At 59.2% G+C, this 21894-nt stretch carries 31 protein-coding genes; 29 read left to right on the forward strand and 2 right to left on the reverse strand.

Annotation, left to right across the window (positions count from 1 at the left end; genetic code table 11):
- The first annotated feature begins 2 nt into the window (after positions 1-2).
- From rpsS to ACXZ1M_RS15730, 26 genes are all read left to right on the forward strand, one after another.
- Complete coding sequence (rpsS, locus tag ACXZ1M_RS15605; protein WP_050409767.1) at positions 3-278, forward strand: 30S ribosomal protein S19; 276 nt, start codon at positions 3-5, stop codon at positions 276-278.
- Entirely contained in the window at positions 275-607 is a 333-nt protein-coding gene (rplV, locus tag ACXZ1M_RS15610) for a 50S ribosomal protein L22 (protein WP_174864456.1), read from the forward strand. The genes rpsS and rplV overlap by 4 nt, the downstream gene beginning before the upstream one ends.
- A gap of 9 nt (positions 608-616) precedes the next feature.
- Complete coding sequence (gene rpsC / locus ACXZ1M_RS15615; protein ID WP_459048602.1) at positions 617-1399, forward strand: 30S ribosomal protein S3; 783 nt, start codon at positions 617-619, stop codon at positions 1397-1399.
- Between the two features lie 2 nt (positions 1400-1401).
- Positions 1402-1821 (forward strand): 50S ribosomal protein L16, encoded by a 420-nt coding sequence (gene rplP, locus ACXZ1M_RS15620; RefSeq protein WP_373990136.1) that lies wholly within the window; start codon positions 1402-1404, stop codon positions 1819-1821.
- Between the two features lie 12 nt (positions 1822-1833).
- Positions 1834-2025 carry a 50S ribosomal protein L29 gene (gene rpmC, locus ACXZ1M_RS15625; protein ID WP_373990137.1) on the forward strand — a complete coding sequence of 64 codons (192 nt, stop codon included), beginning with the start codon at positions 1834-1836 and terminating at the stop codon, positions 2023-2025.
- The gene (gene rpsQ, locus ACXZ1M_RS15630) at positions 2022-2288 is read left to right on the forward strand and encodes a 30S ribosomal protein S17 (RefSeq protein ID WP_055937633.1); all 267 of its coding nucleotides are present in this window, start codon (positions 2022-2024) and stop codon (positions 2286-2288) included. Before rpmC ends, rpsQ begins: the two co-directional genes overlap by 4 nt.
- A 263-nt stretch (positions 2289-2551) precedes the next feature.
- A complete protein-coding gene (gene rplN / locus ACXZ1M_RS15635; RefSeq protein WP_008444317.1) occupies positions 2552-2920 on the forward strand; it encodes a 50S ribosomal protein L14 in 369 nt (122 codons plus the stop codon).
- Positions 2921-2930: 10 nt separating this feature from the next.
- Positions 2931-3245, forward strand: coding sequence for a 50S ribosomal protein L24 (gene rplX, locus ACXZ1M_RS15640; protein WP_056151015.1), 315 nt, complete (start codon positions 2931-2933; stop codon positions 3243-3245).
- Between the two features lie 6 nt (positions 3246-3251).
- The gene (rplE, locus tag ACXZ1M_RS15645) at positions 3252-3791 is read left to right on the forward strand and encodes a 50S ribosomal protein L5 (RefSeq protein WP_019923483.1); all 540 of its coding nucleotides are present in this window, start codon (positions 3252-3254) and stop codon (positions 3789-3791) included.
- 6 nt (positions 3792-3797) lie between these two features.
- The gene (rpsN, locus tag ACXZ1M_RS15650; RefSeq protein ID WP_459048603.1) at positions 3798-4103 is read left to right on the forward strand and encodes a 30S ribosomal protein S14; all 306 of its coding nucleotides are present in this window, start codon (positions 3798-3800) and stop codon (positions 4101-4103) included.
- A 14-nt stretch (positions 4104-4117) separates the two neighbouring features.
- Positions 4118-4513 (forward strand): 30S ribosomal protein S8, encoded by a 396-nt coding sequence (gene rpsH / locus ACXZ1M_RS15655; RefSeq protein ID WP_008444325.1) that lies wholly within the window; start codon positions 4118-4120, stop codon positions 4511-4513.
- 10 nt (positions 4514-4523) lie between these two features.
- Positions 4524-5057, forward strand: coding sequence for a 50S ribosomal protein L6 (gene rplF / locus ACXZ1M_RS15660; RefSeq protein ID WP_459048604.1), 534 nt, complete (start codon positions 4524-4526; stop codon positions 5055-5057).
- Between the two features lie 13 nt (positions 5058-5070).
- Positions 5071-5433 (forward strand): 50S ribosomal protein L18, encoded by a 363-nt coding sequence (gene rplR / locus ACXZ1M_RS15665; protein ID WP_072786821.1) that lies wholly within the window; start codon positions 5071-5073, stop codon positions 5431-5433.
- 9 nt (positions 5434-5442) lie between these two features.
- Positions 5443-5961 carry a 30S ribosomal protein S5 gene (rpsE, locus tag ACXZ1M_RS15670; RefSeq protein WP_161004842.1) on the forward strand — a complete coding sequence of 173 codons (519 nt, stop codon included), beginning with the start codon at positions 5443-5445 and terminating at the stop codon, positions 5959-5961.
- Between the two features lie 10 nt (positions 5962-5971).
- Positions 5972-6154, forward strand: coding sequence for a 50S ribosomal protein L30 (gene rpmD, locus ACXZ1M_RS15675; RefSeq protein ID WP_090192459.1), 183 nt, complete (start codon positions 5972-5974; stop codon positions 6152-6154).
- 25 nt (positions 6155-6179) lie between these two features.
- Positions 6180-6611: a 50S ribosomal protein L15 gene (gene rplO, locus ACXZ1M_RS15680; RefSeq protein WP_092280158.1), complete on the forward strand. Its 432-nt coding sequence runs from the start codon at positions 6180-6182 to the stop codon at positions 6609-6611.
- Positions 6612-6641: 30 nt separating this feature from the next.
- Positions 6642-7976, forward strand: coding sequence for a preprotein translocase subunit SecY (gene secY, locus ACXZ1M_RS15685; RefSeq protein WP_459048605.1), 1335 nt, complete (start codon positions 6642-6644; stop codon positions 7974-7976).
- A 20-nt stretch (positions 7977-7996) separates the two neighbouring features.
- The gene (gene infA, locus ACXZ1M_RS15690) at positions 7997-8215 is read left to right on the forward strand and encodes a translation initiation factor IF-1 (protein ID WP_005663428.1); all 219 of its coding nucleotides are present in this window, start codon (positions 7997-7999) and stop codon (positions 8213-8215) included.
- A 36-nt stretch (positions 8216-8251) separates the two neighbouring features.
- Positions 8252-8365, forward strand: coding sequence for a 50S ribosomal protein L36 (rpmJ, locus tag ACXZ1M_RS15695; RefSeq protein WP_005663407.1), 114 nt, complete (start codon positions 8252-8254; stop codon positions 8363-8365).
- Positions 8366-8392: 27 nt separating this feature from the next.
- Positions 8393-8758: a 30S ribosomal protein S13 gene (gene rpsM / locus ACXZ1M_RS15700; RefSeq protein ID WP_072786826.1), complete on the forward strand. Its 366-nt coding sequence runs from the start codon at positions 8393-8395 to the stop codon at positions 8756-8758.
- Positions 8759-8772: 14 nt separating this feature from the next.
- Positions 8773-9177: a 30S ribosomal protein S11 gene (gene rpsK, locus ACXZ1M_RS15705; RefSeq protein WP_072786827.1), complete on the forward strand. Its 405-nt coding sequence runs from the start codon at positions 8773-8775 to the stop codon at positions 9175-9177.
- Positions 9178-9370: 193 nt separating this feature from the next.
- Positions 9371-9994, forward strand: a complete 624-nt coding sequence (rpsD, locus tag ACXZ1M_RS15710) for a 30S ribosomal protein S4 (protein ID WP_459048606.1) — start codon at positions 9371-9373, stop codon at positions 9992-9994.
- A 110-nt stretch (positions 9995-10104) separates the two neighbouring features.
- Positions 10105-11082: a DNA-directed RNA polymerase subunit alpha gene (locus ACXZ1M_RS15715; RefSeq protein WP_026637581.1), complete on the forward strand. Its 978-nt coding sequence runs from the start codon at positions 10105-10107 to the stop codon at positions 11080-11082.
- A gap of 189 nt (positions 11083-11271) precedes the next feature.
- Entirely contained in the window at positions 11272-11667 is a 396-nt protein-coding gene (gene rplQ / locus ACXZ1M_RS15720) for a 50S ribosomal protein L17 (RefSeq protein ID WP_110846398.1), read from the forward strand.
- A 136-nt stretch (positions 11668-11803) separates the two neighbouring features.
- Complete coding sequence (locus tag ACXZ1M_RS15725; protein ID WP_459048607.1) at positions 11804-13972, forward strand: TonB-dependent siderophore receptor; 2169 nt, start codon at positions 11804-11806, stop codon at positions 13970-13972.
- A gap of 12 nt (positions 13973-13984) precedes the next feature.
- Positions 13985-15223 carry a PepSY-associated TM helix domain-containing protein gene (locus ACXZ1M_RS15730; RefSeq protein ID WP_459048608.1) on the forward strand — a complete coding sequence of 413 codons (1239 nt, stop codon included), beginning with the start codon at positions 13985-13987 and terminating at the stop codon, positions 15221-15223.
- Positions 15224-15377: 154 nt separating this feature from the next.
- On the opposite strand, the gene ACXZ1M_RS15735 is transcribed toward ACXZ1M_RS15730, so the two are convergent.
- A complete protein-coding gene (locus tag ACXZ1M_RS15735; protein ID WP_459048609.1) occupies positions 15378-17048 on the reverse strand; it encodes a M20/M25/M40 family metallo-hydrolase in 1671 nt (556 codons plus the stop codon).
- Between the two features lie 134 nt (positions 17049-17182).
- Between ACXZ1M_RS15735 and dsbD the strand changes: the two genes are divergently transcribed.
- Positions 17183-19117 (forward strand): protein-disulfide reductase DsbD, encoded by a 1935-nt coding sequence (dsbD, locus tag ACXZ1M_RS15740; protein ID WP_459048610.1) that lies wholly within the window; start codon positions 17183-17185, stop codon positions 19115-19117.
- On the opposite strand, the gene ACXZ1M_RS15745 is transcribed toward dsbD, so the two are convergent.
- The gene (locus ACXZ1M_RS15745) at positions 19118-19603 is read right to left on the reverse strand and encodes a Spy/CpxP family protein refolding chaperone (protein ID WP_459048611.1); all 486 of its coding nucleotides are present in this window, start codon (positions 19601-19603) and stop codon (positions 19118-19120) included.
- A 192-nt stretch (positions 19604-19795) separates the two neighbouring features.
- Between ACXZ1M_RS15745 and ACXZ1M_RS15750 the strand changes: the two genes are divergently transcribed.
- Positions 19796-20524, forward strand: coding sequence for a response regulator (locus ACXZ1M_RS15750; protein WP_459048612.1), 729 nt, complete (start codon positions 19796-19798; stop codon positions 20522-20524).
- Positions 20521-21876 (forward strand): ATP-binding protein, encoded by a 1356-nt coding sequence (locus ACXZ1M_RS15755; protein ID WP_459048613.1) that lies wholly within the window; start codon positions 20521-20523, stop codon positions 21874-21876. The genes ACXZ1M_RS15750 and ACXZ1M_RS15755 overlap by 4 nt, the downstream gene beginning before the upstream one ends.
- Positions 21877-21894 lie beyond the last annotated feature (18 nt).

The raw sequence follows: 21894 nt of genomic DNA on the forward strand, positions 1-21894 counted from the left end.
TCATGACTCGTTCATTGAAAAAAGGGCCGTTCTGTGACGCCCACCTGGTGAAAAAAGTCGAAGCCGCGCAAGCGACCAAAGACAAAAAGCCAATTAAAACCTGGTCCCGTCGCTCGACCATCATGCCTGACTTCATCGGCCTGACGATCGCTGTTCACAACGGCAAGCTGCACGTGCCAGTGTACGTCTCCGAGAACATGGTAGGTCACAAGCTCGGCGAATTCGCGCTGACCCGCACGTTCAAAGGCCATGCCGCTGACAAGAAGGCGAAGAAATAATGGAAACCAAAGCTATCCTCAAAGGCGTGCGCCTGTCGGACCAAAAGGGCCGTCTGGTTGCTGACCTGATCCGTGGCAAGAAAGTTGACGCAGCACTCAACATTCTGCAGTTCAGCCCGAAAAAAGGCGCAACCATCATCAAGAAAGTGCTGGAGTCGGCTATCGCCAACGCCGAGCACAATGATGGCGCCGACATCGACGAACTGTTCGTGAAAACGATCTACGTTGAAAAGGGCCCGATCCTGAAGCGCTTCACCGCGCGTGCAAAAGGTCGTGGCGATCGTATTTCGAAACAATCGTGTCACATTTATGTGACCGTAGGCAACTAAGGAGCCAAGATGGGTCAGAAAATTCATCCAACTGGTTTCCGCCTGGCGGTTACCCGTAACTGGGCTTCGCGTTGGTATGCAGGCAATGGTAACTTTGCCGCCATGCTGAACGAAGACTTGAAAGCACGTACCTACCTGAAAGCCAAGCTGAAGAACGCTTCGGTCGGCCGCATCGTCATCGAGCGTCCAGCCAAGAACGCGCGCTTCACGATCTACAGCTCGCGTCCAGGCGTGGTCATTGGTAAAAAAGGCGAAGACATCGAAGTACTGAAGTCGGCGCTGACCAAGATCATGGGTGTGCCGGTGCACGTGAACATCGAAGAGATCCGCAAGCCAGAGATCGATTCGCAGCTGATCGCCGACTCGATCGCTCAACAGCTCGAAAAACGCATCATGTTCCGCCGCGCCATGAAACGCGCGATGCAGAACGCCATGCGTCTGGGCGCCCTGGGCATCAAGATCATGTCGTCGGGTCGTCTGAACGGTATCGAAATCGCTCGTAAAGAGTGGTACCGCGAAGGCCGTGTGCCACTGCACACCCTGCGCGCCGATATCGACTACGGCACCAGCGAAGCTTCGACCACCTACGGCATCATCGGTGTCAAGGTGTGGGTATACAAAGGTGACCGCGCGCCAAACGGCGATGCACCAGTCATCGATACCCCACCGGACGAGAAGAAGCCACGTGGCCCACGTCGTGACGACGGCAAACCAGCTGGCCGTCCACGCCCAGCCGGTCCAGGCGGCGCCCGCCGTGCTGCCGCTAAACCGGCCGAGAAAGCAGGAGAATAATCATGCTGCAACCAGCACGCAGAAAGTATCGTAAAGAGCAGAAAGGCCGTAACACCGGCATTTCGCACAGCGCCGGCACTTCGGTGTCGTTCGGTGAATTCGGTCTGAAAGCGGTTGTCCGTGGTCGTATCACGGCACGTCAGATCGAAGCCGCACGTCGCGCCATGACCCGTCACATCAAACGTGGCGGTCGTATCTGGATCCGCGTTTTCCCGGACAAGCCGATTTCGAACAAGCCAGCTGAAGTTCGTATGGGTAACGGTAAAGGTAATCCGGAGTACTACGTCGCTGAAATCCGTCCGGGCAAAGTCCTGTACGAAATGGACGGCGTCGCCGAAGAACTGGCGCGCGAAGCATTCCGCCTGGCCGCTGCCAAACTGCCACTGGCGACCACTTTCGTGGTCCGCCAAGTTGGCCAATAACAGGAGTGAAATATGAAAGCATCTGAACTCCGCGGCAAAGACCAGGCAGCTCTGCAAAAAGAGCTGAATGACCTGTTGAAGGCGCAATTCGGCCTGCGTATGCAAACCGCTACGCAACAGCTGAGCAACACCTCGCAGCTCAAGAAGGTACGTCGCGATATCGCACGCGTAAAAACGGTATTGAACACGAAGGAAGCAAAATGACCGAGCAAGTAAAGCTGAAGCGCACGCTGATCGGTAAAGTTGTGTCCGACAAGATGGACAAGACCGTTACCGTTCTGATCGAACGTCACGTGAAACACCCTCTGTATGGCAAGATCATCGTCCGCAGCGCCAAGTACCACGCGCACGACGAGACCAACCAGGTGAAAGCCGGTGACACGGTGGAAATCGTGGAAGGTCGCCCGATCTCCAAAACGAAGGCATGGACCGTGACTCGTGTGGTGCAAGCCGCACAAATCGTTTAATTGAATTTGTCGCCTCCGATCCACGGATCGGGGGCGATTTTCAATTAGTTCTTGCAAGCCCGCAAAAGGTATGTAATACTTGCGGGCTTCGTTCATGTAACGCCGCAAAGTGTCTGGCCACAGACGCTGAACCGTGCGGTCAGTGCAGTACGAAGGTCAAGCACCCAAACAGTGGGCTCTTCATGAGCGCTCTGGCGGGACCAAGACTGACCGCAGGTCCGCATTGTGTGGATTCTTCGGCTTAAGTTGGGAAAGAGAATACTATGATTCAAACTGAAAGCCGGCTCGAAGTGGCCGACAACACCGGTGCCAAGGAAGTAATGTGCATCAAGGTGTTGGGCGGCTCCAAGCGCCGTTATGCTGGCATTGGCGACGTGATCAAGGTAACCGTTAAGGTTGCTGCGCCACGTGGTCGTGTCAAAAAAGGTGAAATTTATAACGCCGTGGTAGTGCGCACCGCTAAAGGTGTACGCCGCCAAGACGGTTCCCTGGTGAAGTTCGACGGCAATGCCGCCGTACTGTTGAACGCCAAGCTGGAACCGATCGGTACCCGTATCTTCGGACCAGTGACGCGCGAACTGCGCACTGAAAAGTTCATGAAGATCGTGTCCCTGGCACCTGAAGTTCTGTAAGGAGTCAGCAATGGATAAGATTCGTAAAAACGACGAAGTCATCGTTCTGGCCGGTAAAGACAAGGGCAAACGCGGCGTCGTTTCGCGTCGCGTAGACGCAGAACACGTAGTGGTTGAAGGCGTCAACGTCGCTAAAAAAGCGACCAAGCCTAACCCAATGACTGGCGTTCAAGGTGGTATCGTCGACAAGACTATGCCGATTCACGTGTCCAACGTTGCATTGTTCAATGCAGCGACTGGCAAGGCAGACCGCGTAGGTTTCAAAGATGTCGACGGCAAAAAAGTCCGCGTCTTTAAATCGTCCGGCGAAGTAGTGAAGGCTTAAGAAATCATGGCACGTCTCCAAGAATTCTATAAAGAAAAAGTCGTCGCTGACCTGACCGAGAAATTCGGTTACAAGTCGGTGATGGAAGTTCCGCGTCTGACCAAGATCACCCTGAACATGGGTGTTGGTGAAGCGATTGCTGACAAAAAAGTGCTCGAGCACGCTGTCGGCGACCTGACCAAGATCGCTGGCCAGAAGCCGGTGACCACCAAATCGCGTAAGGCTATTGCGGGTTTCAAAATCCGTGAAGGCTACCCGATCGGTACCATGGTCACCCTGCGCGGCGCCCGTATGTACGAGTTCCTCGACCGCTTCATCACCGTGGCCCTGCCGCGCGTGCGTGACTTCCGCGGTGTGAATGGTCGCTCGTTCGATGGTCGCGGCAACTACAACATCGGTGTTAAAGAGCAGATCATCTTCCCTGAGATCGAGTACGACAAGATCGATGCGCTGCGTGGTATGAACATTTCGATCACCACCACCGCTAAGACCGACGACGAAGCGAAAGCTCTGCTCGCCGCCTTCAAATTCCCGTTCAGGAACTAAGAGATCATGGCAAAACTCGCACTGATTAACCGTGAAGCAAAACGCGTAGCCCTGGCGAACAAATTCGCCGGCAAACGCGCCGCGCTCAAGGCCATCATTGATGACCAGTCGAAGTCGGAAGAAGAACGTTACGAAGCGCGCCTGAAGCTGCAGACGCTGCCACGTAACTCGGCTCCGACCCGCCAGCGTAACCGCTGCGCCGTCACCGGTCGTCCACGCGGCACCTTCCGTAAATTCGGTCTGGGCCGTATCAAGCTCCGTGAATTCGCCATGCGTGGTGAGATCCCGGGTATGACTAAAGCAAGCTGGTAATAGGAGAATATGCAATGAGTATGAGCGATCCTATCGCCGATATGCTGACCCGCATTCGTAACGCCCAGGGCGTGCAAAAAACGACCGTGGCCATGCCATCGTCGAAAGTCAAAATTGCGATTGCCAACGTCCTCAAGGACGAGGGTTACATTGAAGATTTCGCCGTAGCCGAAGCTGGTGGCAAAGCGGAACTGAAAATCGGTTTGAAGTATTATGTTGGCCGTCCCGTCATTGAGCGCCTCGAGCGCGTGTCCCGTCCAGGCCTGCGCGTCTACAAGGGCAAAGACGAGATCCCTACTGTGATGAATGGCTTGGGTGTGGCGATCGTGTCGACTCCGCAAGGCGTCATGACTGACCGCAAAGCACGCGCTACCGGTGTCGGCGGCGAAGTTATTTGCTACGTCGCATAAGGAGTTACACATGTCCCGAGTAGCTAAAATGCCTATCGCTGTGCCAGCTGGCGCTGAAGTCGCCATCTCCGCAGCAGCGATCACCGTCAAGGGCCCGCTGGGCGTCTTGACCCAGGCCCTGAACGGCCAGGTAAAAGTTGAAAACAACGCTGGTACCCTGAGCTTTGAGCCGTCGAACGACAGCCGCGAAGCGAACGCCATGTCCGGTACGCTGCGCGCACTGGTCAACAACATGGTCAACGGTGTGACCAAGGGCTTCGAGAAAAAGCTGAACCTGGTTGGCGTGGGCTACAAAGCCCAGGCCGCCGGCGACAAGCTGAACCTGTCCCTGGGTTTCTCGCACCCGGTCGTGCACGCCATGCCAGAAGGCGTGACCGTGACCACCGCCACCCCGACCGAGATCGTCATCAAAGGCATCGATCGTCAAAAGGTGGGTCAGGTTGCTGCAGAAGTTCGTGCTTACCGCGCTCCGGAGCCTTACAAAGGCAAGGGCGTCCGTTATTCGGACGAAGTGGTTAAGATCAAAGAAACCAAGAAGAAGTAATTAGGGGCTGACGATGGATAAAAAAGAATCTCGTCTGCGTCGCGGACGTCAAACCCGGATCAAGATCGCACAACTGAAAGTGAACCGCCTGTCGGTGCACCGCACTAACCTGCACATTTATGCGAACCTGATCAGCCCGGAAGCCAAAGTACTGGTTTCGGCATCGACCGTTGAAGCGGAAGTACGCGCTGAACTGGCCGGCCAATCGGGCAAGGGTGGCAACGCCGCTGCCGCCGCACTGGTGGGCAAGCGCGTAGCAGAAAAAGCACTGAAAGCCGGTATCACCGAAGTCGCCTTCGACCGTTCCGGTTTCCGTTATCACGGCCGTGTGAAGGCGCTGGCAGAAGCCGCGCGTGAAGCCGGTCTGAAGTTCTAAGGAACGATCATGGCAAAAATGCAAGCAAAAATGGCAAGCGACAAGCCGGACGACGGCATGCGCGAAAAAATGATCGCGATCAACCGCGTGACCAAAGTGGTCAAGGGTGGTCGTATCATGGGTTTCGCCGCGCTGACCGTGGTTGGTGACGGCGATGGCCGCATCGGCATGGGCAAGGGCAAGTCGAAAGAGGTACCGGTTGGTGTGCAGAAGGCAATGGAAGAAGCCCGTCGCAACCTGATCAAAGTACCACTGAAAAACGGCACGCTGCACCACACCGTCCTGGGTCGCCACGGCGCCTCGAAAGTAATGATGTCGCCTGCTAAACCAGGTACCGGCGTCATTGCAGGCGGCGCGATGCGCGCAATCTTCGAAGTGATGGGCGTGACCGATGTGGTCGCTAAATCCACCGGTTCGAGCAACCCGTACAACCTGGTTCGCGCCACGCTGGACGGCCTGGCTAAACTGAGCACTCCTTCCGACATCGCCGCCAAACGCGGCAAGTCGGTAGAAGAGATCCTGGGTTAAGGTGAACGACATGACTACGAAAACCGTCAAAGTACAACTGGTCAAGGGCCTGATTGGCACTCGTCAAGATCACCGTGCCACCGTTCGCGGTCTGGGCCTGCGTCGCGTCAACTCGGTCGCCGAGTTGCAAGACACCCCATCCGTACGCGGCATGATCAACAAAGTGTCGTATCTCGTTAAAGTAGTTGCGTAAGCCCCGGCTTACTCACGGAGAAATCATGGAACTGAATACCATTCAACCAGCCGATGGCGCTAAGCACTACAAGCGTCGCGTCGGCCGCGGTATCGGCTCTGGCCTGGGTAAAACCGCAGGTCGTGGCCACAAGGGTCAGAAATCGCGTTCGGGCGGCTTCCACAAAGTCGGCTTCGAAGGCGGTCAAATGCCTCTGCAACGTCGTCTGCCTAAGCGCGGTTTCAAGTCGCTCAACGCCACCTTCAAAGCTGAAGTGCGTCTGTCCGACCTGAACAACCTGGCGGTCGGCGATGTCGACATCCTGGTGCTGAAACAAGCTGGCGTACTGAGCGTGCTGGCACGCGACGTGCGCGTCATTCTGTCCGGCGAGATCACCAAAGCGGTGAACCTCAAAGGCCTGAAAGTGACCGCTGGCGCGAAAGCGGCCATCGAAGCAGCCGGCGGCTCGGTAGCCTGAGCCCCGCACACAGCTTGATCGGAGCGAAAATTGGCGACTAATCCACAATTGGCAAAAAGTGCAGCAGCTGGTTTCCCTTGGGGCCGGCTCTGGTTCCTGCTTGGCGCACTGGTGGTTTATCGTATCGGCGCTCACATCCCGGTTCCCGGGATCGATCCGGTACAATTGGCCGCGCTGTTCAAGTCGCAAGAGGGCGGCATCCTGGGCATGTTGAACATGTTCAGTGGTGGCGCGCTCGCGCGCTTCACAGTCTTTGCGCTGGGCATCACGCCGTACATCTCGGCCTCGATCATCATGCAGTTGGTGTCGATCGTCTCGCCGCAGATGGAAGCGTTGAAGAAGGAAGGCGAAGCAGGCCGACGCAAGATCACCCAGTACACCCGTTACTTCACGGTGGTGCTGGCGACGTTCCAGGCGCTCGGTATTGCAGTTGCTTTAGAGTCGCAGGCAGGTCTGGTGCTGGATCCAGGCTATGCTTTCCGTTTCGTGACGGTCGTTACGCTGTTGACCGGCACCATGTTCGTGATGTGGTTGGGCGAGCAGATTACCGAGCGTGGTCTCGGTAATGGCATCTCGATCATCATTTTCGCAGGTATCGCTGCCGGTCTGCCGGGCGCGCTGGGTGGCCTCGGCCAGTCGGTGAGCAACGGTTCGATTGGTGCGCTGTCGGCGATCATCATCATGATCCTGGTGGTTGCGGTGACGTTCCTGGTGGTATTCGTGGAACGTGGCCAACGCAAAATTCTGGTCAACTACGCGAAACGCCAGGTGGGTAACAAGATTTACGGTGGACAAACGTCGCACCTGCCATTGAAGTTGAATATGGCCGGCGTGATCCCACCGATCTTCGCTTCGTCGATTATCTTGTTCCCAGCAACGATCGTGAGCTGGTTTACGACGGGCGCCGACACGGCCAACCCGGCGGTCCGGTTCCTGAAAGATTTGGCAGCATCGATGGGGCCAGGCGAGCCCATCCACGCACTGTTGTATGCCATTGCGATCGTGTTTTTCTGTTTCTTCTATACAGCGCTGGTCTTCAACAGCAAGGAAACAGCGGATAACTTGAAGAAGAGCGGGGCCTTTGTGCCAGGGATTCGTCCCGGTGAGCAGACTGCCCGTTACATCGACAAGATCCTGACGCGATTGACACTGGCTGGCGCCATCTACATCACTTTGGTGTGTTTGTTGCCGGAATTCATGGTAGCCGAGTGGAAAGTACCATTCTATTTTGGCGGTACTTCTCTGTTGATTATTGTGGTTGTTACCATGGATTTCATGGCGCAAGTACAAAACTACGTCATGTCGCAGCAATATGAATCGCTGCTGCGCAAGGCAAACTTCAAAGGCGGAATTCCGACGCGATAAGCGCGGTTTCAACATACCGAATGGCAAAAGACGACGTCATACAGATGCAGGGTGAGATCTTAGAAAATCTCCCTAATGCAACATTTCGAGTAAAGCTGGAAAACGGACACGTGGTGCTCGGGCATATTTCAGGTAAAATGCGGATGAACTATATCCGCATCCTGCCTGGCGATAAGGTGACGGTCGAACTGACACCTTACGACCTGTCCCGTGCCCGCATCGTGTTCCGGACCAAGTAAATTTAGATAATCGAACCTTTTAGAAGAGAGTTCATAATGAAAGTTAACGCCTCAGTCAAGCGGATCTGCCGCAACTGCAAGATCATCAAGCGCAAGGGCGTTGTTCGCGTAATCTGCGTCGAACCACGTCACAAGCAGCGTCAAGGTTAATAACCGTTATTTATCGAGGAATAACGAATGGCACGTATTGCAGGGGTTAATATCCCAAATCATCAGCACACCGTTATCGGCCTGACGGCCATCTACGGTGTAGGCCGCCCACGCGCAAAGTTCATCTGCGCGCAGACGGGTATTGCGACCAATAAAAAGGTCAAAGACCTGGACGACAGCGAACTGGAAAAGCTGCGCGATGAAGTAGCAAAATTCATCGTCGAAGGCGATCTGCGTCGCGAACTGTCCATGAACATCAAGCGTTTGATGGATCTGGGTTGCTACCGCGGTATGCGTCACCGTAAGGGCCTGCCGGTCCGCGGTCAGCGTACCCGCACCAATGCACGTACCCGCAAGGGCCCGCGCAAAGCCGCTCAATCGCTCAAGAAATAATCTAGGGAAATCACATGGCTAAGCAACAAAGCAGCGCAGCAGCAGCTCGCGTACGCAAGAAGGTCAAGAAGAACGTTGCCGAAGGTATCGCACACGTTCACGCTTCCTTCAACAACACCATCATCACCATCACCGACCGTCAGGGCAACGCTCTGTCGTGGGCGACCTCCGGTGGTGCTGGCTTCAAGGGTTCGCGTAAATCGACCCCGTTCGCAGCGCAGGTTGCTGCTGAAGCCGCTGGTAAAGTCGCGATCGAATGCGGCGTGAAGAACCTGGAAGTGCGTATCAAGGGCCCAGGCCCAGGCCGTGAATCGGCTGTGCGCGCGCTGAACAATCTGGGCATCAAGATCACCGAGATCCAGGACGTGACGCCAGTTCCACACAACGGCTGCCGCCCTCCAAAGCGTCGTCGTATCTAATGGCTAGACCGGCCTCGCCGGTTTCGCTGTTACACAATTCAGCTGGTGCAGGCAACCGGTAACGGTTATACTGCCCGGCTATTGTCGTCTGCCGCTTGCGGCGGACTTAAGCCACGTCTGGCTCACCCGCAGACCAGACTAGCGTTCAACCACGCGTGTGGTTGGAACGTCATCATTTTAAAAAGGAAGTACCGTGGCACGTTATATCGGACCTAAAGCAAAACTCTCCCGCCGTGAAGGCACTGATCTGTTCCTGAAGAGCGCACGTCGCTCGCTGGACAGCAAATGCAAACTGGACGTCAAACCAGGTCAGCACGGCGTTAAGTCGGGCGCTCGTACCTCGGACTACGGCAACCAGCTGCGCGAAAAGCAAAAAGTTAAACGCATGTACGGCGTGCTGGAACGTCAGTTCCGTCGCTACTTCGCAGAAGCCGACCGTCGCAAAGGCAACACCGGCGAAACCCTGCTGAAACTGCTGGAAGCCCGTCTGGACAACGTCGCCTACCGTATGGGCTTCGGTTCGACCCGCGCTGAAGCACGTCAGCTGGTCTCGCACAAAGCCTTCACCGTGAACGGCCAGGTTGTGAACATCGCTTCGTATTCGGTCAAAATCGGCGACGTCATCGCCGTGCGCGAAAAAGCCAAGAAACAAGTGCGTATCGTTGAAGCGCTGTCGCTGGCCGAACAAGGCGGCATGCCAGCCTGGGTGTCGGTCGATGCCAAGAAAATGGAAGGCACCTTCAAGTCCCTGCCAGAGCGCAACGAGATCGCCAACGACGTCAACGAATCGCTGATCGTCGAACTGTACTCGCGTTAATCTGTAGCCTAAGTAGCACCAAAACCCGCCCGCTCCTCTGAGCGGGCGTTTTCACTAATGCCATCAGCCTTATCGGCTTAACGCGCCGAGGGTATTGAAAAGGACATTTCATGCAAAACAGTTTGTTGAAACCACGTATTATCGATGTAGAAGCCCTGGGCGCCGGTCACGCTAAAGTCGTGATGGAGCCATTCGAGCGCGGCTACGGCCACACCCTGGGCAACGCGCTGCGTCGCGTGCTGCTGTCGTCGATGGTCGGCTACGCGCCTACCGAAGTGACGATCGCCGGCGTGGTGCACGAGTACTCGTCCCTGGACGGCGTGCAAGAAGACGTGGTCGACCTGTTGCTGAACCTGAAGGGCGTTGTGTTCAAAGTGCACAACCGTGACTCCGTCACCCTGACCCTGAAAAAGGAAGGCGAAGGCGCCGTCCTGGCTTCGGATATCGATCTGCCACACGATGTGGAACTGATCAACCCGGACCACGTGATCGCCCACCTGACCGCCGGCGGCAAACTGGACATGCAGATCAAGGTCGAAAAAGGCCGTGGCTATGTACCAGGCAACGTGCGTCGCCTGTCGGAAGACACCAACAAGACCATCGGCCGCATCATTCTGGACGCGTCGTTCTCGCCAGTGCGCCGCGTGTCGTACTTCGTGGAATCGGCCCGTGTTGAACAGCGTACCGACCTGGACAAGCTGATCATCAACATCGAAACCAACGGCGTGATTTCGCCGGAAGAAGCGATCCGTCAATCGGCCCGCGTGCTGGTTGATCAACTGAACGTGTTCGCCGCCCTGGAAGGCACCGAAGCCGCTGCTGAAGCGCCTTCGCGCGCACCGCTGGTCGATCCGATCCTGCTGCGTCCAGTCGACGACCTGGAACTGACCGTGCGTTCGGCCAACTGCCTGAAAGCAGAAAACATCTACTACATCGGCGACCTGATCCAGCGTTCGGAAAACGAACTGTTGAAGACGCCGAATCTGGGCCGCAAGTCCCTGAACGAGATCAAGGAAGTCCTGGCTTCCCGTGGTCTGACCCTGGGCATGAAGCTGGAAAACTGGCCGCCTGCTGGTCTGGAGAAGTAATTTTTGAGCCGTCGCTCCCGTGCAAGCGGGAGTCCATACTGAGCATGCTCGGCATGGATCCCCGCCTGCGCGGGGACGACGGATGCAGTACCGCCCTGGCATGTTGCTGAGGCGTTAATCACTAAAAACCGGTCCGCGCTCATGTTGAGCGATCGAAGAACTCGGATATAAACATCGAAAGGAAGTACCATGCGTCACCGTCACGGCCTCCGTAAACTGAACCGTACCTCGTCCCACCGTCTGGCAATGCTGCGCAACATGACCGTTTCGCTGCTGCGTCATGAAGCCATCAAGACCACGCTGCCAAAAGCTAAAGAGCTGCGTCGCGTTGTTGAGCCGATCCTGACCCTGGGCAAGACCGACACCCTGGCAAACAAGCGTCTGGCATTCGCCCGTCTGCGCGACCGCGAAATCGTAGGCAAACTGTTCTCGGAACTGGGCCCACGTTACGCTGCACGTAACGGCGGCTACCTGCGCATCCTGAAAATGGGTTTCCGCGTTGGCGACAACGCTCCAATGGCTTACGTTGAGCTGCTGGACCGTCCAGAAGTCACCGCCATCGAAGACGCACCAACCGCTGAGTAATCAGCCGTTGTCAGCAGTACTGAAAAGCCAGGCCTAGCCTGGCTTTTTTTTCGCCCTTTTACATTGCTCCCGATTGACTTTAGAATGAGAATAGTTATCATTCGTGTTTCTACAAAAAGTCGATACTGGGGAATAGATGGACAAGCAATTCAAGATGACGCGTCTGGCCACACTGGTCAGCCTGGCCATGCCGCTGCTGGCGCAGGCGCAAAGCGGCGACGCCGACCAGAACACGGCGGTGCTGCCGTCGGTGCAGGTCTCGGCGCAGAAGCTCGACACCAGCTACACGGCCGCCAAGGCCAAGGGCGGCACGCCGCTGGACCTGTCGCTGCGTGACACGCCGCAGTCGGTCACCGTGGTGACGCAGCAGCGCATCGAAGACCAGGGCCTGCAGACCGTCACCGACGTCGTCAACAACGTCATCGGCATCTCCGTCAACCAGTATGAAACCAACCGCGCCGGCTTCACCGCGCGCGGCTTCGACATCGACAACATCCAGATCGACGGCGTGCCGACCACCTGGGAGCAATCGTGGAGCTCGGGCGAAGTCGCCAGCAGCCTGGCGCTGTACGAGCGCGTGGAAGTGGTGCGCGGCGCCACTGGTCTGATGACCGGCGCCGGCAACCCGTCGGCAGCCATCAACCTGGTGCGCAAGCGCGCCACCGCCAAGGAATTCACCGGCAGCGCCGAAGTGGGCATCGGCCGCTGGAACGAGCGCCGTGGCCAGATCGACCTGTCGACGCCGTTGAGCCAGGACGGCTCGGTGCGCGGCCGCGTGGTCGGCGAATACAGCGAGGGCGACAGCTGGGTCAATCTGCTGACCAGCAAAAGCAAAACCGTGTACGCCACCGTGGAAGCGGACCTGACGCCGAAGACCGTGCTGGCCGTGGGCTTCAGCCGCCAGGAAACCGATCCGACCGGCTCGATGTGGGGCGGCCTGCCGTTCTGGTACACCAACGGCGCGCTGACCAACTGGGACGTCTCCAAAACCTCGGCCGCCGGCTGGACGCGCTGGGAGACTTCGTACAACAACGCCTTCGTCAACCTCGACCACAGCTTCGACAACGGCTGGACGCTGCGCGCCAGCGCCGTCCATGGCGACCGTCGCGGCGACTCGCACCTGCTGTACCTGTCGGGCGTGCCTGACCAGGCGACGGGCCTCGGCATGTCCGCGTTCGCCGGCTCCTACATCACCCAGACCAAGCAGGACAACGCCAACCTGCAGCTGAGCGGCCCGTTCGAGCTGGGCGGCCGCAAGCATGAGGCGGCGTTCGGCTATATGTACTCGAAGGCGGACTTCACCTCCAACAGCCGCGCCGGCACGGCCACCGAGGTGGGCAACTTCAACACCTACAACCCGTCCGCCTATCCGGAACCGGTATGGGGCGCGCCAAGCTTCTACGAAGAGAGCGAAACCAAGCAGGAAGCCCTGTACGGCGTGGCCCGCTTCTCGCTCGCCGATCCGCTCAAGCTGATCGTCGGCGCCCGCGTAACCAACTACAAGAAAACCGGCCACGGCGTGTGGACGGCCGCGTATGAACTGAAGAACGACAACGAAATCACGCCATATGCCGGCCTGATCTACGACATCAACCACACTTACTCCGCCTACGCCAGCTACACCAGCATCTTCCAGCCGCAAAACCTGAAGGACAAGGGCGGCAAGACGCTGGACCCGGTGGAAGGCAAGAGCAGCGAAGTCGGCATCAAGGGCGAATTCCTGGACGGCAAGGTGAACGCCTCGCTGGGCCTGTTCCACATCAAGCAGGACAACCTGGGCCAGTTCGGCGGCAAGGTCCCCAACGGCAGCGGCATTCCACAGGACTTTTACATCGCTTCCGAAGGCGCCACCAGCCGTGGCTTCGAAGCGGAAGTGTCGGGTGAACTGGCGCGCGGCTGGAATGCCAGCGCCGGCTACAGCCTGTTCCGCGCCAAGGACGCGGCCGGTGCGGACATCAACAGCATCTACCCGCGCAAGCTGTTCCGCGTGTTCACCACCTACAACCTGCCGGGCGACCTCAGCAAGTTGACCGTGGGCGGCGGCGTCAACTTCGAAAGCCGCACCTACACGGCCGATCCGAACGCGCCGGCGACTGCGCTGGCGGCCAATGGCGGCCTGATCGAGCAGAAAGGATTCGCCCTGGTCGACCTGATGGCGCGCTACGACATCAGCGACAAGCTGTCGGCCCAGCTGAACGTCAAGAACGCCTTCGATAAGACGCACTTCGGCATGTTTGCCGCCTATGGCGCCATCACGTACGCCGCGCCACGCAGCACCTCGCTGACGCTGAAGTACAAGTTCTAAACGGAGACAGACATGCGCGCCTTCTGGACACTGATCCACCGCTACCTCGGCCTGCTGACGGCCGGCTTCCTGTTTATCAGCGGCGTGACGGGCGCCATCATTTCGTGGGACCACGAGCTGGACGACGTGCTCAACCCGCACCTGATGGAAGCCCACACGCCGGGCAAGCCGCAGCCGACCCTGGAGCTGGCCAGGCAACTGGAGGCGCGCTATCCGCAGGTGAGCGTATCGTTCATGCCGCTGCAGGTCATGCCGGGAGAATCGATTGCCTTCGGCGTGACGCCACGCGTTAATCCCGCTACGCAAAAGCTATATGAGCCAGGTTTTAATCAGGTATTTGTAGATCCGGTCAGCGGTGCGGAATTGGGCAAACGGGAATGGGGCGCGGTCTGGCCGATTACCAAGGAAACGTTTGTATCGTTCCTGTATCGCTTGCATTACACCCTGCATATTCCCGAAATGTGGGGAATCGACCGCTGGGGATTATGGCTGATGGGTGGTATCGCCATTATCTGGGTAATCGACAGCTTCGTCGGTTTTTACCTCACCCTGCCATTGCGCCGGGAAGGCGCAAGCAAGCCGTGGATGCAGCGCTGGAAACCGGCCTGGAAAATCCGCTGGAATGGCGGCGGCAGCAAACTGAATTTCGACCTGCATCGCGCTTTCAGTTTATGGACCTGGATATTATTGTTTATTCTAGCCTTCACTGCGTTCTCGTTAAATCTGTACAACGAAGTATTTTATCCTGTGATGAGCAAAATATCGAAGGTAACGCCAACGCCATTCGATACACGTCCGATGGCCGCCATCCACAAACCATATACTGCTAACGTGGAATATGCCACGGTGATTCAAACAGCGGCCGAGGAGGCGACGAAACGGGAATGGAAAGAACCGGTCGGCAGCGTGTTTTATACCAGCGCATTTGATGTCTATGGCATCAGCTTTTATAAACCGGGCGACGACCATGGCGCGGGCGGCGTAGGCCCGGCGTATTTATATTATGACGGCGCAGGTAAATTGCTGGGCGAGCGTTTGCCATGGAAAGGCACGGCGGCGGATATCTTCGTGCAGGCGCAATTCCCCCTGCATTCCGGTCGTATATTAGGACTGCCGGGACGCATCCTGATTTCGTTCATGGGTGTGGTGGTGGCGATGCTGAGCGTCACCGGCGTCATCATCTGGTGGCGCAAACGCGCCTCCCGCCGTGTAACAGCGGTGCGGCGCGCAGGGGAACTGGCGCAAGCATAAGGAAGTACATGCCAGAATTTGGCATGTACAAACCATTTTTGAGTCCAATCCGGGGTCGCAATCCGGGGTCAGGTCCTCCATTGCTACACGGGCTCAGTCGTTGCGTTCGCAAAGGCTGAGCCCGTGTAGCAATGGAGGACCTGACCCCGGATTTTTATTTCAGGCGCTTGTCGCCGGCGGCTTTGAATTCGGAGCCGGCGTTCCAGGTGGGCGTGACGCCTTGGGCGATGTCGAGGCCGACCTGGAATAACAGTTGAATATCTTGTACGCCGCCGCTGAAGTCCCAGTCGGTGCGCACGCCATCCGTTGGTTGGTGGTAGTCGTGCGTGAAATAGTTGTCGACTACTTCTTTTGCATAGTTTTCAGGTTTTTCCAAATAACGGCTGCGGGCTTTGGTATATAAAACCGGGACGCCGGCACGCGCAAATTCCAGTTGGTCGGCGCGGTAGAAACTGCCCAGCTCGGAGCGGCTGTCTTTTTCCATCAGGCGGCCTTGGGTTTTCGCGTATTTTTCCAGCAGGCCATCGATGCTTGAATGTCCCGACGTGACGTTTTCGATTTGCGCTGTTTTACCCCAAGCGTTGATCCCATCGATATTTATATTGGCGATGGTTTGCTTGAGCGGATAGAGCGGATGCGCAGCATAATATTTCGCGCCGAGCAGACCTTTTTCTTCCGCAGTCGTTGCGATGAACAGAATCGTACGCTTTGGCGCCTTCGGCAGCGCTTTATAGGCTTTTGCCAGCTCCATTAACGCTGCGACGCCGGAGGCATTATCCAGCGCGCCATGATAAATCTGTTTGTTGCGCTCGCCGGGCAATTGTTCATCGATGCCCAGATGGTCCCAGTGGGCGCTGTAAATCACATATTCATTTTTCAGCTTGGGATCGCTGCCTTCGATTTTCGCCACCACGTTTTTCGAATTCACGGTGCGGGCGTTATTTTCGATTTTAAAATCGGCCGTGCCTTTCAGGCTGACCGGTTTGAATTCCTTGGTCAGCGCCTGTTTTTTCAGCGTGTCGAAATCGTAGCCGGCGGCGGCCATCATGGCCTTGGCTTTATCCAGCTGGATCCAGCCCGGCACCGTCGGCGCGTCCGGATCATCGCCGCTACGCAACAGGCTGAAGTGTTCGGCGACGCCGCCGCTGCGCACCACGTCCCACGGATAGGCGGCCGGTTTTGTTTCATGAATGATAATGGCTGCGGCCGCGCCCAGCTTGGCGGCGATTTCGTATTTGTAGGTCCAGCGGCCATAGTAGGTCATGGCCTTGCCCTTGAACATGGCCGGGTCCAGCTGGTCCGGATTGGACGGATCGACCACGGCCGGGTCGTTGATCAGCATCAGGATGGTCTTGCCGCGCACATCGACGCCCTTGTAATCGTCCCAGCCGTATTCCGGCGCCTGCACGCCGTAGCCGACAAACACGATTTCCGAGTTGTTGACGTTGACGCTGGTCGGTTGGCTGGTCGAATGCGCAACATAGTCATTCGGGAAACTCAGCGCCACTTTCTGGCCGCCGATGGTGTAGCTGAAGCTCGGCGTCGGCTTTTGCCCGCGCATCGGCACCGCTTGCACCCAGCTGCCGTCCGGATTGCCTGGCTTGAGGCCCAGTTTCCTGAATTCCTGCTGGATGTAGGCCACTGTTTTGGTTTCGCCGGCCGTCCCTGGGGCGCGGCCTTCGAAGTCGTCGGACGCGAGCGTTTGGATGTGCTCCAGCAGATCCTTGGCCGAGATGGCGTTCAGGGCTTTGGCCGGCGCTTGCGCCAGCGCGGGGAGGGCGCTCAGGGCGAGAGCGGACAACAGCAGGGGACGGAATGAAGACATGCGGGACTCCAGTGGCTTGAAAAAGCCGAGTTTCGCATGAAACAAGCTTTTAAGGCCGTGCTCAGGCGGGAAAAGCGCGCTCGGTGTACTATGCTGTTGCTTCAACGACCACTCCCTCCGAGAGAAGATTTTTCATGTCCCGATTCGCTCCCTACACCCGCTTTGCCCGCTTGATCGCGCCCCTGCTGGCGTTGATCGCGCTCTTGTTGCAGCCCGCCCGTGCCGAGGATTTCCTCGATCCGTCCGAGGCCTTCAAGTTCTCGGCGCGCATGGTCGACGGGCATACCGTGGCCGTGAATTTCCAGATCGCCGATGGCTATTACATGTACCGCGAGCGCTTCAAGTTCAGCGCCGTCGGCGCCAAGCTGGGCGTGCCGCAGATCCCGCCGGGCAAGGTGCACTACGACGAGACTTTCGCCAAGGATGTGGAGACGTATCGCAAGGGCCTGACCATCACGATACCGGTGGACGTCAACGGTCCGTTCACCTTGCAGGTGAGCGGGCAGGGCTGTTCGGAAAAAGGGCTGTGCTATTCGCCGCAGGACTACAAGGCGTCGCTGACCGGTAGCGGCTCGGTGCCTTTGCCCGCCGTACCCGCGACTGCCACGGCTGCAACCGCTGCAACCGCCGCCACCGCATCAACCTCCGCCGCCGCAGCCGCGCCCGCCGCGCCAGCCGCCGTCGGCGAAGGCAAGCCGGCCGCCGTCACGCCGGGCGTCAACATCTACACCGTGCCGACGCCGACCGCCACCGACACCACGCCGCCGGCGCCGGTCGCCGCGCCGGTAGTCGCCGCGCCGGCCAGCGAATCCGGCCGTCTGGAAGCGGCTTTGAAAAGCGGCAAGCTACTGGTGATCCTGCCGCTGTTCGCCTTGCTGGGCCTGGGCCTGTCGTTCACGCCTTGCGTGCTGCCGATGGTGCCTATCCTGTCGTCGATCATCGTCGGCGAAGGCGCGGGCAGCAGCCGCAGTCGCGGCCTGATCCTGTCGGTCACCTACGCGCTCGGCATGGCCCTGGTCTACACCGCGCTGGGCGTGGCTGCCGGCCTGGCCGGCGAAGGACTGGCCAGCGCGCTGCAAAATCCGTGGGTGCTGGGCGCCTTCGCCCTGTTGATGGCCTTGTTGTCGCTGTCGATGTTCGGCTTCTACGAGCTGCAGGTGCCGGCCGCGCTGCAAAACAAACTGAGCACCGTCTCCAACCGCCAGTCCTCCGGCAAGCTGGCCGGCGTGTTCGTGATGGGCGCGATTTCGGCCTTGATCGTGGGCCCTTGCGTGGCCGCGCCGCTGGCCGCCGCGCTGGTCTACATCAGCCAGTCGCGCGACATCGTCATCGGCGGCAGCGCGCTGTTCGCCATGGCGGTGGGCATGAGCGTGCCGCTGATCCTGGTGGGCGTGTCGGCCGGCACGCTGCTGCCGAAGGCCGGCATGTGGATGGATTCCGTGAAGCGCTTCTTCGGCGTGCTGATGCTGGCGGTGGGCTGGTGGCTGGTGTCGCCGGTGCTGCCCGGCGCCGTGCAGATGATGGGCTGGGCCGCGCTGCTGGTCGGCTATGGCATGTACCTGCTGCTGAATTCCGGCCAGTGGGTGGCCAAGTCGGTCGGCGTGATCGTTGCCGTGCTGGGCGTCGCGCAACTGGTGGGCGTGGTCAGCGGCGGACGCGATCCGTTGGCGCCGCTGTCGCATCTGGCCGGCGCCAAGGCCGCGCACGAAGCGCCGCTGGCTTTCCAGCGCATCAAGACCGTGCAGCAGCTGGACGCCGTGCTGGCCCAGACCGGCGGCAAGACCGCCATGCTGGACTTCTACGCCGACTGGTGCGTGTCCTGCAAGGAGATGGAGAAGCTGACTTTCGTCGATCCGCAAGTGCGCGCCAAGCTGGCGAACAGCGTGCTGCTGCAAGTCGACGTGACCGCCAACGACGCCGACGACAAGGCCATGCTGAAACGCTTCGGCCTGTTCGGCCCGCCGGGCATCATCCTGTTCGACAAGCAGGGCAAGGAAATCCCCAACGCGCGCGTGATCGGCTATCAGGATGCGGCGAAGTTCACCGCATCCCTGGGCGCGCTGAACTAATCAGCTGCGCTGGCCGCCACGGTCACCATGGCCGAAGCGGCCGTGACGACCACGCTGTCCCCACTGGCCGCGCATGCCGTGCTCATCGAACAGCGTTTGCTGCGCCGGGCTCAGTTGGCCGTAAAACGCGGTCACGGCCTGCAGGCGGGTTTCCAGCATCGCTTCGCGCTTCTTGGTCATATCCAGCGCTAACGTCAGGCGTTGCGGAGCGGTCAGCTTCTCGCCGCGTTTGTGCTCCATGCGCTTGCCGTCGAAGGCCGGCTTGATGGCCGCCTGGTAGTTGGCCCACGCCGCTTCCTGCTGCGCGCTCAGTTTCAGCAAGTCGTGCAAGCGCGCCTGGCGCTTGGCGTACATGTCGGCCATGCGGGCCTGCATCTGTTCCTTGGTCGGATGGGTGTCGCGGCCGGTCTGGGTATCCTGGGCATGCGCTGCGGCCATGCCCAGTACGGTGAAACCGATCAATATGCTTTTGCGTAAGATGTTCATGGTCGTTCCTTCATGGTTGAGAGTTTATTCATCGCCGCGTTTCCGCGCTTGATACCATGTTGGCGTTCCAAGGTTGCTGTGACGTTGCGCCGGCCGAAGTTTTTGTATCCAGATGTTTCCCCGGCGAGAAGCCCCTACAGCCTTATACAAGACGATACAATAGCCGGATGGTCTTGCATGGATAATGGGCGCATGGAACCGACATCTACTATATTAATCGTCGACGACGATCGCGACATCCGCACCCTGCTCGCAGACTACCTCGAATCGAACGGCTATCGCGCCCTGTGCGCGGCCGACGGCGCCGGCATGTGGAAGCAGCTCGACGAGGGTCGCCCTGAGCTGGTGGTGCTCGATCTCAACCTGCCCGGCGACGACGGCCTGACCCTGTGCCGCAAGCTGCGCGCCCACTCGACCCTGCCGGTCATCATGCTCACCGCCCGCAACGAACCGCTGGACCGCATCCTCGGCCTGGAAATGGGCGCGGACGACTACTTGCCCAAGCCCTTCGAGCCGCGCGAGCTGCTGGCGCGCATCCGCAGCGTTCTACGTCGTAGCAACGCCATGCCGGTCGGCAGCGGCGCCGACAAGGCGCAGCAGATGAAATTCTCCGGTTGGACGCTGGACCTGACCGCGCGCCACCTGCTCAATCCGGACGGCATCGTCATCATGCTGTCGGGCGCTGAGTTTCGCCTGCTCAAGGTCTTCCTTGAACATCCGAACCGCGTGCTGAACCGCGACCAGCTGCTGAACCTCACCCAAGGCCGCGACGCCGATCCGTTCGACCGCTCGATCGACATCCAGATCAGCCGCCTGCGCCAGAAGCTCGGCGAAGACGCGCGCATGCCGCAAATCATCAAGACCGTGCGCAACGGCGGCTACGTGCTGGCCGGCCAGGTGACCGTGGAGCCGCAGGCGTGAAAGTCTTCTTCGGCTCCATGACCGGGCGTGTGTTCCTGGTGCTGTTGCTGGGCATCGTCGCTTCGGCGGCGCTGACCCAGTGGCTGGCCGTCAACGAACGCACGCGCGCACTGGAGCGCTACCGCGACTTCCACGCGCTGGAACGGGCCGAACAACTGATCACCACCGCCGACGTCATGCCGGAAAGCGCGCGCCCGACCTTCCTGGCGGTCGCCAACCGTGGCACGGTGCGACTGGAAATGAGCGACACGCCGCAAGCGCAGCGCCTGGCGCCGACCGAATTCTCTACCCAATTGCAACAACGCCTGGGCGAGCGCTACAAGCTGGGTCCACTGGCCGAGCACCCGGCCGCCTGCGACCTGCCGCGCCAGACCACCAGCATGTTCGCCTCGACCCAGTGGCGCGGCACCTGCGAGACCATGAACGTGCAACTGCACGACGGCCAGATGCTCAAGCTGTCCGTGCTGCCGCCGCGCCAGCCGCCGCCGGCCGGCCAGAGCGAGCTGCTGTCGCTGCTGCCGTTCCTGCTCAGCATTGCCTTCCTGGCCTACCTGGTGGCACGCATGACCATCCGTCCGCTCAAGCGCCTGGCGCAGGCCGCCAAGGACCTGGGCAACGACATCAATCACCCGCCGGTGGTGCTCAGCGGCGCATCCGAGATCCGCCAGGCCAGCGCCGCCTTCAACGCCATGCAGGCGCGCATCCGCCAGCACATCACGCAACGCACCCAGATGCTGGCCGCCATCACCCACGACCTGCAAACGCCGCTCACGCGCCTGCGCCTGCGCCTGGAAAAAGTCGGCGACGCCGACCTCAAGCAGCGCCTGGTCGACGACCTCTCGGCCATGCAGGAAATGGTCAAGGAAGGGCTGGACCTGGCGCGCAGCATGGACTCGACCGAATCGATGCAGGCGCTCGACCTCGACGCGCTGCTCGACAGCGTCTGCAGCGACGCCACCGACGTCGGCCAGCAGGTCGATCTGCGCGGCCGCGCGGCCATGGCGTTGATGGGCCGGCCGATGGCGATCCGCCGCTGCCTGGTCAACCTGATCGACAACGCCGTCAAGTACGGCCACTACGCCCATGTCACAGTGGAGCGCATGGCCGGCGCGGCGCGCATCAGCATCCGCGACGGCGGCCCCGGCATCGCGCCGGACCAGATGGCGCGCGTGTTCGAGCCGTTTTACCGCATCGAAACCTCGCGCTCGCGCGCCTCGGGCGGCACCGGACTGGGGCTGACCATCGCCCGCAATATCGCCGAGCAGCACGGCGCCAACGTCACCCTGTCCAACCATAAAGACGGCGGCCTGGAAGTGACGCTGGTAGTGCCCGAGTACTACACCGGCCACTAACCAATACTCGCGCAGAAA

This window comes from Duganella paludis (genome assembly GCF_054461335.1).

Bases quoted from the DNA above. Each gene is read 5' to 3' on its own strand.
- rpsS (WP_050409767.1), top strand. From the start codon at position 3: ATGACTCGTTCATTGAAAAAAGGGCCGTTCTGTGACGCCCACCTGGTG.
- rpsC (WP_459048602.1), top strand. From the start codon at position 617: ATGGGTCAGAAAATTCATCCAACTGGTTTCCGCCTGGCGGTTACCCGT.
- rplP (WP_373990136.1), top strand. From the start codon at position 1,402: ATGCTGCAACCAGCACGCAGAAAGTATCGTAAAGAGCAGAAAGGCCGT.
- rpmC (WP_373990137.1), top strand. From the start codon at position 1,834: ATGAAAGCATCTGAACTCCGCGGCAAAGACCAGGCAGCTCTGCAAAAA.
- rpsQ (WP_055937633.1), top strand. From the start codon at position 2,022: ATGACCGAGCAAGTAAAGCTGAAGCGCACGCTGATCGGTAAAGTTGTG.
- rplN (WP_008444317.1), top strand. From the start codon at position 2,552: ATGATTCAAACTGAAAGCCGGCTCGAAGTGGCCGACAACACCGGTGCC.
- rplX (WP_056151015.1), top strand. From the start codon at position 2,931: ATGGATAAGATTCGTAAAAACGACGAAGTCATCGTTCTGGCCGGTAAA.
- rplE (WP_019923483.1), top strand. From the start codon at position 3,252: ATGGCACGTCTCCAAGAATTCTATAAAGAAAAAGTCGTCGCTGACCTG.
- rpsN (WP_459048603.1), top strand. From the start codon at position 3,798: ATGGCAAAACTCGCACTGATTAACCGTGAAGCAAAACGCGTAGCCCTG.
- rpsH (WP_008444325.1), top strand. From the start codon at position 4,118: ATGAGTATGAGCGATCCTATCGCCGATATGCTGACCCGCATTCGTAAC.
- rplF (WP_459048604.1), top strand. From the start codon at position 4,524: ATGTCCCGAGTAGCTAAAATGCCTATCGCTGTGCCAGCTGGCGCTGAA.
- rplR (WP_072786821.1), top strand. From the start codon at position 5,071: ATGGATAAAAAAGAATCTCGTCTGCGTCGCGGACGTCAAACCCGGATC.
- rpsE (WP_161004842.1), top strand. From the start codon at position 5,443: ATGGCAAAAATGCAAGCAAAAATGGCAAGCGACAAGCCGGACGACGGC.
- rpmD (WP_090192459.1), top strand. From the start codon at position 5,972: ATGACTACGAAAACCGTCAAAGTACAACTGGTCAAGGGCCTGATTGGC.
- rplO (WP_092280158.1), top strand. From the start codon at position 6,180: ATGGAACTGAATACCATTCAACCAGCCGATGGCGCTAAGCACTACAAG.
- infA (WP_005663428.1), top strand. From the start codon at position 7,997: ATGGCAAAAGACGACGTCATACAGATGCAGGGTGAGATCTTAGAAAAT.
- rpmJ (WP_005663407.1), top strand. From the start codon at position 8,252: ATGAAAGTTAACGCCTCAGTCAAGCGGATCTGCCGCAACTGCAAGATC.
- rpsM (WP_072786826.1), top strand. From the start codon at position 8,393: ATGGCACGTATTGCAGGGGTTAATATCCCAAATCATCAGCACACCGTT.
- rpsK (WP_072786827.1), top strand. From the start codon at position 8,773: ATGGCTAAGCAACAAAGCAGCGCAGCAGCAGCTCGCGTACGCAAGAAG.
- ACXZ1M_RS15715 (WP_026637581.1), top strand. From the start codon at position 10,105: ATGCAAAACAGTTTGTTGAAACCACGTATTATCGATGTAGAAGCCCTG.
- rplQ (WP_110846398.1), top strand. From the start codon at position 11,272: ATGCGTCACCGTCACGGCCTCCGTAAACTGAACCGTACCTCGTCCCAC.
- ACXZ1M_RS15725 (WP_459048607.1), top strand. From the start codon at position 11,804: ATGGACAAGCAATTCAAGATGACGCGTCTGGCCACACTGGTCAGCCTG.
- ACXZ1M_RS15730 (WP_459048608.1), top strand. From the start codon at position 13,985: ATGCGCGCCTTCTGGACACTGATCCACCGCTACCTCGGCCTGCTGACG.
- ACXZ1M_RS15735 (WP_459048609.1), bottom strand. From the start codon at position 17,048: ATGTCTTCATTCCGTCCCCTGCTGTTGTCCGCTCTCGCCCTGAGCGCC.
- dsbD (WP_459048610.1), top strand. From the start codon at position 17,183: ATGTCCCGATTCGCTCCCTACACCCGCTTTGCCCGCTTGATCGCGCCC.
- ACXZ1M_RS15745 (WP_459048611.1), bottom strand. From the start codon at position 19,603: ATGAACATCTTACGCAAAAGCATATTGATCGGTTTCACCGTACTGGGC.
- ACXZ1M_RS15750 (WP_459048612.1), top strand. From the start codon at position 19,796: ATGGAACCGACATCTACTATATTAATCGTCGACGACGATCGCGACATC.